Source organism: Actinomadura kijaniata NBRC 14229 (assembly GCF_001552175.1).
Classification (GTDB): domain Bacteria; phylum Actinomycetota; class Actinomycetes; order Streptosporangiales; family Streptosporangiaceae; genus Spirillospora; species Spirillospora kijaniata.
In genome coordinates, this window is sequence record NZ_BCQR01000279.1 from 1 (window position 1) to 7,775 (window position 7,775).

Annotated in this window: 5 protein-coding genes; all 5 read right to left on the reverse strand. The window is 77.2% G+C overall.

Translation table 11 applies throughout. The features are described 5' to 3' along the window. Positions 1-3,862 (reverse strand): alpha-(1->3)-arabinofuranosyltransferase domain-containing protein (locus tag AKI01S_RS47245; RefSeq protein WP_067833303.1); only part of this gene is annotated, 3,862 nt, incomplete at its 3' end. Between the two features lie 44 nt (positions 3,863-3,906). Then, a complete protein-coding gene (locus tag AKI01S_RS47250; protein ID WP_067833306.1) occupies positions 3,907-5,211 on the reverse strand; it encodes a glycosyltransferase family 4 protein in 1,305 nt (434 codons plus the stop codon). Beyond that, positions 5,208-5,987 carry a glycosyltransferase gene (locus tag AKI01S_RS47255; protein ID WP_067833308.1) on the reverse strand — a complete coding sequence of 260 codons (780 nt, stop codon included), beginning with the start codon at positions 5,985-5,987 and terminating at the stop codon, positions 5,208-5,210. Before AKI01S_RS47255 ends, AKI01S_RS47250 begins: the two co-directional genes overlap by 4 nt. A 19-nt stretch (positions 5,988-6,006) precedes the next feature. Next, on the reverse strand, positions 6,007-6,138 hold the full coding sequence (locus AKI01S_RS54525) for a hypothetical protein (protein WP_281186221.1): 132 nt from the start codon (positions 6,136-6,138) through the stop codon (positions 6,007-6,009). Further along, on the reverse strand, positions 6,138-7,775 hold a 1,638-nt coding region (locus tag AKI01S_RS52610), incomplete at its 5' end, for a hypothetical protein (RefSeq protein WP_067833311.1). The genes AKI01S_RS54525 and AKI01S_RS52610, both read right to left, overlap by 1 nt.

Genomic DNA, 7,775 nt, shown 5'->3' on the forward strand with positions numbered 1-7,775 from the left:
CCGCCAGCGGCGTGACCGCCAGCCCCACGAACCCCGCCAGCCAGAAGCCCAGCACGGCCGCCAGGACCAGGACCGGCGGCGTCGGCCAGCGCCCCCGCGGCGCCTCCGCCGGAGGGGCGGGCGCGGCGCGGGCCGGGCGCGCCGCCACGGCCGCCAGCCCCAGCAGCAGGACCAGCCCGGCCAGCAGCGACAGCCGGTAGACCAGGTCGGGCCCGTAACCGATCGTGATGACGCCGGTCGTTCCGGCGGGGACCTCCCACGCCTGCCGCCAGCCGTCCAGGCGCACCGGGCGCAGCTCGCGGCCGGTGGCGGTGCGGGCGCGCCAGCCCGCGTTGAAGTTCTCGTTGACGACCAGGTAGGACCGGCGGTCGGCGGTCACCTCGACCTTCCGCGAGCCCTTGCCCCACGACTCGATCCGCACGGCCTCGGCGGATCTGGCGGGGGCCCCGCCGAGCCGCCCGCCGGGGTCCACCAGCAGCGAGTCCACCTGGTGGCGGTCGCCACCCGCCGAGATCCGGTTGTCGCCCGCCACCACCGGCACCGGCCCGCAGGACCGGAACGGCATCGCGCGCCCCTGCACCAGGTCGTCGACGGTGACGGTCATCCTCGTGCGGATCCGCGCGCCGTTGACCTCCAGGACCGGCCCGTCCCCGCAGCGCGTGACGGCCTTCTCGAACCCCGATCCCGTCAGGGCCGGGACGCCGGGGATCCGCACCTCGCCGACCTGGACGGGCGTCCGTTGCGCGTCGAACCGCAACGTCAGCCGGTCGGTCCGCAGGGGCTCGAACCGCAGCCTGCCGCTCTTGTCCACCAGGCCCTCGCGGGCCTCGCCGCGCGCGCCGGTGACGGTGAGCCGCAGCCCCTCGCCCGCGCCCGGCGGGCGGACCACGGTGACCTCGCCGACCGGCAGCTCGCTCCCCCACGCGACGCGGAGCGTCGGCGCGCGGTCGTCGCCGTCGGCGACCCAGGTCGTGGCCTCGTCGCCGTCGAACGCCGAACGCGGCAGCCCCGGCGGTTCCCGCGTCCACACCGAGCTGGCCGTCACCGTCGTCCGGGAGCCGCCGCGGGTGAGCCGGTCGATCAGCGCGGGATCCCGGAGCACGGCCCGGCCGGTGACGACCGTGTCGGCGGCGGCGCCCGCGGTGAACACGCGGTTCAGCGTCGCGCCGTCCTCGTCCCCGCGGCCGAGCTCCGGGGAGCACACCACGCGGGCGGCGCCCCGCATGCACTCCGGGCGCGGCGGCACCGAACGCGTCATCACCTGTGCCGTGCCGCCCCGGGGAAGCCGCAGGTAGCGGGTGGCACGGACGCCGGGGATCGCCAGCTCGGCGACCGCGACGCGGGCCGCCGCGAGGGACTCGGGGCGGCGGGCCAGGCCGGTGACCCGGAGGCGCAGCCAGTCGGTCCGTCCCGGGGGGACGTTGAGCCGCTGCGGCCTCCCGTCGGCGGTGACCGGCTGTTCGAGGACGCCGTTGCGGGTCTCGACGGCGACGCGGGCGGGCGGCGGCCCGAGGAACTCGTTGCGGACGAACGTCACCTCGATCGTTCCGGGGTCGCGGGGCTCGGCGAGGTCCACGCGCAGCCACTGCCCGACCGGGCCGTTCCACCCGCCGGTGATCCACCGGGTGCCGGGGTCGCGGTCCAGCGCGGCGTACGGGAGCGCGCCGGGGTCGTCCAGACCGGTGATCGAGCCGGGGTCGGACGCCGAGGCGGAGGCGGTGACGTCGCGGACGCCGGTGTACTCGGCGACGGTGCGGTCCCGCCGCCAGGCGGCCTCCTCGGGGTCGGCCCCGCGCCCCCGGGTGTCGGCGCGGGGGCGGTCCGCCGTCATCGTCGGGCCGATCAGGGTGCGGATCTCGCCGAGCCCGCGTTCCCGCCAGCGCAGCGCGTCGGAGGAGACGGTGTCGGCGGGGGCGTTCGGATCGTCGTCGCCGACCAGCACGGGGCGGCCCCTGAGCGCGCCGTTGTCGGCCAGCCCGAGCAGGGCCTCGGGCGCGCCGCGCACCCGGAGCGGGCGTTCGGCGTCGAGCAGGCCCACCACGTCGTCGGCGTCGGCGACCTCGTAGATCTCGACGGGCGGGTACCGCTGGTCGAAGGCCCCCACGGCGTCGTCGGCCCCCCAGCCGACGGCCTGTTCGGTCCCGAACGCCGCCACCCGCGTGATCCCCGGCGAGGTCAGCAGCGCCTGCTGCACCCGCGCGGGCCACGCGCCGCGCAGGTCCCAGCGGGACAGGTCGTTGCGGACCAGCAGGTAGCGCACGCCCATCCGGGCCAGCGTCGCGGTCAGCCCCGGCGAGCCCCGCCCGGCGGCGATCCGCTGGTCGAGCGCGTCCACGATCCGCGCGTAGCCGGGCGAGCCCTGCGGGACGAGCTGCCGCGCGCCCCAGCGGGTCCGCAGCAGGGGCTGGACGACGTCGTCCATCGGCCGCCCCCACGTGTAGTCGCCGAACCGCGCGCCGGGGACCGCGAGCACCGCCTGCTGCCCGGCTCGGCCGTTCAGCCAGTTCGCGGCGTCGCGCCAGTAGCGGGGGACGTCGGGGAAGTCGCCGGGCCCGGCCAGCCCGTTGGTGAGGCCGGGCGAGGCGACCGCCGCCAGCGTCGCCGCCGCCAGCGCGAACGCCGTCAGCCGCACCCGGGGGCGGCGCAGCGTGCCCGGCAGGTGGGCCAGACCGAGCGCGAGCGGCAGCCGGACCAGGCCGTCGAACTTGTAGAGGTTCCGGAGGGGCGCGAGGGGGCCGTCCAGCAGGTCCCGCACGACCGGGGCGAGGGGGCCCTCGACCGCGCTGGCGTGCCCGGCGGTGACGACCGCCAGCCCGGCCAGCAGGGTGAGCAGCAGGAACGTGCGTTCGGGCAGGTCGCGGCGGGCCAGCCCGACCAGGCCGAGCGCCGCCAGCAGCACCGTCGCGACGATCAGCGCGGGGCGGCTCGCCAGCAGGTGGCCGACCGGCAGGGACTCGCCGCCGAGGTAGTTGATCCAGCGTTCGGCGCCGCGCAGCACGTCGAGCAGGCCGGTGGAGGCGGTGGTGGTGTCGGCCTTCTCGGTGTAGCCGAGCCAGGAGAACGCGTACCTTCCGGTCAGCACCAGTGGCACCAGCCACCACGCGACCGCGCACAGCACGGCGGGGAGCCACCAGGCCAGCAGCCGGGGGCACCGCCGGGTCACCAGGTACAGGCCGGGGACGGCGAGGACCGCGACGGTCGCGGTGCCGTTGATGCCGCCGCACAGCGCGACCGCGACCCCGGAACGGGCCGCCGCCCGCGCCCGGCCCCCGTCGTTGCGCACGGCCGTGACCAGCGGGATCACGGTCCAGGGCAGCAGCGCCAGCGGCAGGTACTCCCAGGAGTTCTGGCCGAGCGCCGACAGCCCGTGCGGGCCGAGCGCGTACGCCATGCCGCCGAACAGGCGGCTCACCGGACCGCCGAGGCCGAGGCGGTCGGCGAGCCTGCGCGCGCCCAGGAACGCCGCGCACATCAGCAGCGCCATCCACATCCGCTGCGTGATCCACGCGGGCAGCCCGGCCAGATCGCCCAGCAGGTGGAACGGACCCCAGGGGAAGAAGTACCCGGCGGCCTGGTTCTGGAGCTGCCCGAACTGCGCGGTGTCCCACAGGTGCAGGGCGCGGCCCAGGAACGCCGCCGGGGACACCGCCATGTCGATCTTGGTGTCGGCCAGGACGCGTCCCGGCCGGGTCGTGACGGCCAGCACGGTCAGCGCCAGGCAGCAGACCAGGACGCGGAGGCGGTCCCGCCAGACCGGATCGGCCCCCGCGGGATCGGGGGCGGCGTCGCGGGACGCCGCGGGCGTGCGGTCGGCGGCGGACACGCGGCGGGCCAGCCGGTCGGCCCATGCCCCGATCGCCATGCCGTTCGTGTCCCCTCTCCCGAAACCCCGCCGGACCGCGTCGCTCAGCCGTCCGCGCGGCCGAGCAGCCGCTCCAGCGGGGTGGCGGTCCGCACCGCGCGCACGCCCTCGGGCGCGCGGAGGATCTCGTCGCGGAGCGGTCCCTCCACGACCCGGGGGTGGTCGTCACCGTACCGGTGGACCACGTGCGCCTCGGCATCGGCGGTGGAGCTGCCGCCCGCGCGGACGGCGGCGGCCAGCAGGTCGCCCATGCGGTCGGCGGTGCGCTCCCAGTCGAACTCGGCGGCCCAGGCCCGGCACGCCGCGGTGACCTCGGCGCGGCGGACGGGGTCGTCCAGTTCCTTCAGCGCGCGCTCGACGGTGGCGGCCAGGTCCTCGCCGCCGGGGACCAGCCAGCCGGTCACGCCGTCGCGGACGGCGTCGCGCAGCCCGTCCACGTCGTAGGCGACGGTCGGCACGCCCAGCGCGGCGGCCTCGGCGACGCACAGGCCCCAGCCCTCGCCCTGGGAGGCGCTGAGGTGCAGGTCGGCGCGGGCGACCAGGGCGGCCTTGTCCTCCTCGGAGACGAAGCCGCGCAGCGTCACCACGCCGGTCAGGCCGCGGTCGGCGATCGCGGCGGCGAGGCGGTCGTGCTCGGGGCCGCGGCCGATGACGTTGATCCGCAGGCCGGGCCGGTGGGGGCGGAGGCGTTCGGCGAGGTCGAGGAGGTGGTCGACGCGTTTGTGCGGGACGAGGCGGGTCACGCAGACCAGCTCGGGGTCGCCCTCCGGCTCGCGGGGGGCGGGGTCGTCCGCGGGGATCGTGACGCCGACCGGGACCAGGTAGACGGGGCCGGTCCAGCCGAGGCGCTCGCGCAGCGCGGCGAGCGTCGTCAGCGAGATCGCCGTGCAGGCGTGGCGGCGGTAGGTCCAGCGGGCGACGGGGCCCTCCAGCGTCCGCCCGACCCAGGCCAGCCACGCCGGGAAGTACAGGCCGAACTGCGCGTCGTGCACATGGAAGATCGCCTGGAAGACGGGGACGCGGCGGGGCAGCGCCCAGGGGGTGAAGAACGGGATGCCGTTCTGGCAGTCGACCACCGCGTCGAACCGGCGGCGGCGCGCCAGCAGCCACGCCAGGACCAGCGGGTACACGGTGAACCGGCCGCCGAGCCGCACGAACTCCACGCCCTCGACGCGGTCGCGGCGGCGCTGGCCGGGGGCGCGGCAGGTGAGATAGGTGACGCGGGCGCCGCGCGCGGCGAACCGGCGGGCGATCTCCCAGGCGTAGCGTTCGGCCCCGCCCGCCGCCGGGTGCCAGGGGTCGCGCCAGTTGACGACGGCCATCCGCAGGCCGGTGAGCTGGCCGGTCATCCGGATCCGGCCCCGGTGGGCTCGGTGATCGGCCGGGGGGCGGGGGCGCGCGCGGCGGCGCGTCCGGCGCGCAGCCGGATCGCCGTCAGGTCGCGCAGGCACGTCGCCGAGTGGCGCCCCACCGAGAACGTCGAGCCGGGCACGTCCCGCCACTCCACCGGGACGGTCGTGACGGCCGCGCCGCGCCGCACGCACGCCGCCAGCAGCTCCACGTCGAACGCGAACCCGTCGGTCCGCAGCTCGGCGGCGGCGGCCCGCGCCAGCTCCCCGTCGAAGAACTTGAACCCGCACTGGGTGTCGGTGACCCCGCCCACCAGGTCGCGGATCAGCAGGTTGAACACGATCGCGCCGACCCGGCGCAGCGGGTGGCTGTAGTCCTCCACCCGCGAGGCGGGGTGCCGCCGGGACCCGACCACGACGGGATGCCCGGCGCGCAGCAGCTCCAGGACGCCGTCCAGCGCGTCCAGGCCGGTCGCCATGTCGGCGTCGCAGAACCCCACCTGAGGGGCGCGGGTGGCCAGCAGCCCGGCGCGCACGGCCGCGCCCTTGCCCCGCGTCGGGCAGCGCACCAGCCGGACCGGGACCGGTCCCGACCACCGCTCGGCGATCCGGGCGGTGGCGTCGGTGCTGCCGTTGTCCACGACGACCACCGCGGCGGGGAACGGCAGCCCGGCCAGCTTGGCGCCGAGCTCGGCCAGGCCGCGCGGCAGCCGCACGGCCTCGTTGTAGGCCGGGACCACGATCTCCAGGACCGGGGCCGCGCCGTTGGCGTCCATCGCGCGGTGCGGCCGGGGCCTACCGGGAGCCGTAGTTGTAGAGCGGCTTGATGACGGGGTCCTTCTGGTCGGCGTTCGCCAGCTGCACCACACCGACCGAGGTCAGCGCTGCCAGCAGGACACCGGTCACCGCCGCGATCGCAACACGCATCAGGGGGTCCTTGTTCGTCGGGGGATGCGGGGAGTGTGAGGGATCAGAGTAATGGGTGAGGTACTGAATGACCAGATGATCCCGGTCAGGAAGAGGACCCAGGCGGCGACGGCGACCCCGGTCGGCGCCCCGCCGTCGCGGTGGCCGCGCGCGGGCCGGTCGATCCGGAACAGCACCAGGTCGGCGCCGTCCACGACGGTCTCGGCCCCCGCGAGACGCCGCCGCGCCGGGCCGCCGGTCTCGGCGTCCAGCGCGACGTACCGGACCCCGGCGGCCCGCAGCCCGTCCACTACCGGCCCGCTCCCCCGCACGATCCGGTCCAGCTCCCGGGCGCGCGGATCCTCGGCCGGGACGGTGACGTCCCCGATGACCACCGAGTCACTGACGACGACCCGCCGCGTCAGGTAGCGGGGCAGCGCGTCGAGGCTGGTGCGCCCGCCGTTCCAGGGATAGGAGCGGTAGGTGGCCCAGGGCAGCACGAGCACGTCCCCGTCCACGGGATCGGCCTGAACGATCCGCCGCGCGGCGGCCCAGTCGTCCGGGTACTCCACGGCGTCAAGCCGCCCCATGGCCCCCCAGGCCAGCCCCGGCAACAACACCACAGGCGCGACAACCGCGAAGACCCCCAGCGCGACCCCCGCCGAATCCCCACCAGAACGCCCACCCACCACGCCAGCGGCACGATCGCCGGGCCCCGCCTCCGCGCCGCCGACACGTTCCTCCCCTGCGTGCGCGACGCGCCCGTCCTCCGCGCCAGCGGCGTCCCCGGCCCTGGCGTGGTCGCCGGACCTGGCCTCCGCGCCGCCGACACGTTCCTCCCCTGCGTGCGCGACGCGCCCGTCCTCCGCGCCAGCGGCGCCCCCGGCCCTGGCATGGTCGCCGGACCTGGCCTCCGCGCCGCCGACACGTTCCTCCCCTGCGTGCGCGACGCGCCCGTCCTCCGCGCCAGCGGCGCCCCCGGCCCTGGCATGGTCGCCGGGGCTGGATTTCGGGTCGTCGGTGCCTGCCTTCTCCGTACGCGCGGCGTGGCTGGTCGTTCGGGTGACGCGGTCGATCAGGGTGCCGAAGCCGACGGCCACCAGTACCGCCAGCGGTGCGACGTACTGTTGGCCGTCGCGGAAGACGGCGAAGCCGGGCCACAGGTCGATGGCGGCGCGCAGCGAGGCCGGGGCGACCGCGCCCCACGCGGCCAGCGCGTAGCCGACGGCCGACGCCACGGCCAGGCCCTTCGCCCACGGGGCCCGGCACCAGCGGGCGAACGCCAGGACCGCCACGACCACGACCAGCGCCCATGCCAGTGCGAGCGGCGGCGTCCCGTAGGCGGGGGGCACGGTCTCGCGGTTCCAGGCCCCGCCCAGGAGCAGCAGGCTGCCCGGGGCGCCGAACGGCGTGTCCGCCCGCGCCGCGAACGCCTCCACCGCGCCGGTGTCGCCCGGCATCCCGGACGGGCGCAGCCACCCCGTGACCAGCCACGGCAGGCTCAGCAGGGCGAGCACGCCGAATGCCGCCGCCAGCGCGCGCGCCCGGCGCCTGGCGGTGAACGCCGCGATCGGCAGCGCCGCCAGGCCGGAGACGGCCATCGCCGCGAAGCCTCCGGCGGCCGCGGGGAGCAGGGCCCGCGCCAGGCGCCGGCCGCC

What these genes read in the sequence shown, in the direction of transcription:
- AKI01S_RS47250 (WP_067833306.1), bottom strand. Translation starts at nt 5,211, where the DNA reads ATGACCGGCCAGCTCACCGGCCTGCGGATGGCCGTCGTCAACTGGCGC.
- AKI01S_RS47255 (WP_067833308.1), bottom strand. Translation starts at nt 5,987, where the DNA reads ATGGACGCCAACGGCGCGGCCCCGGTCCTGGAGATCGTGGTCCCGGCC.
- AKI01S_RS54525 (WP_281186221.1), bottom strand. Translation starts at nt 6,138, where the DNA reads ATGCGTGTTGCGATCGCGGCGGTGACCGGTGTCCTGCTGGCAGCGCTG.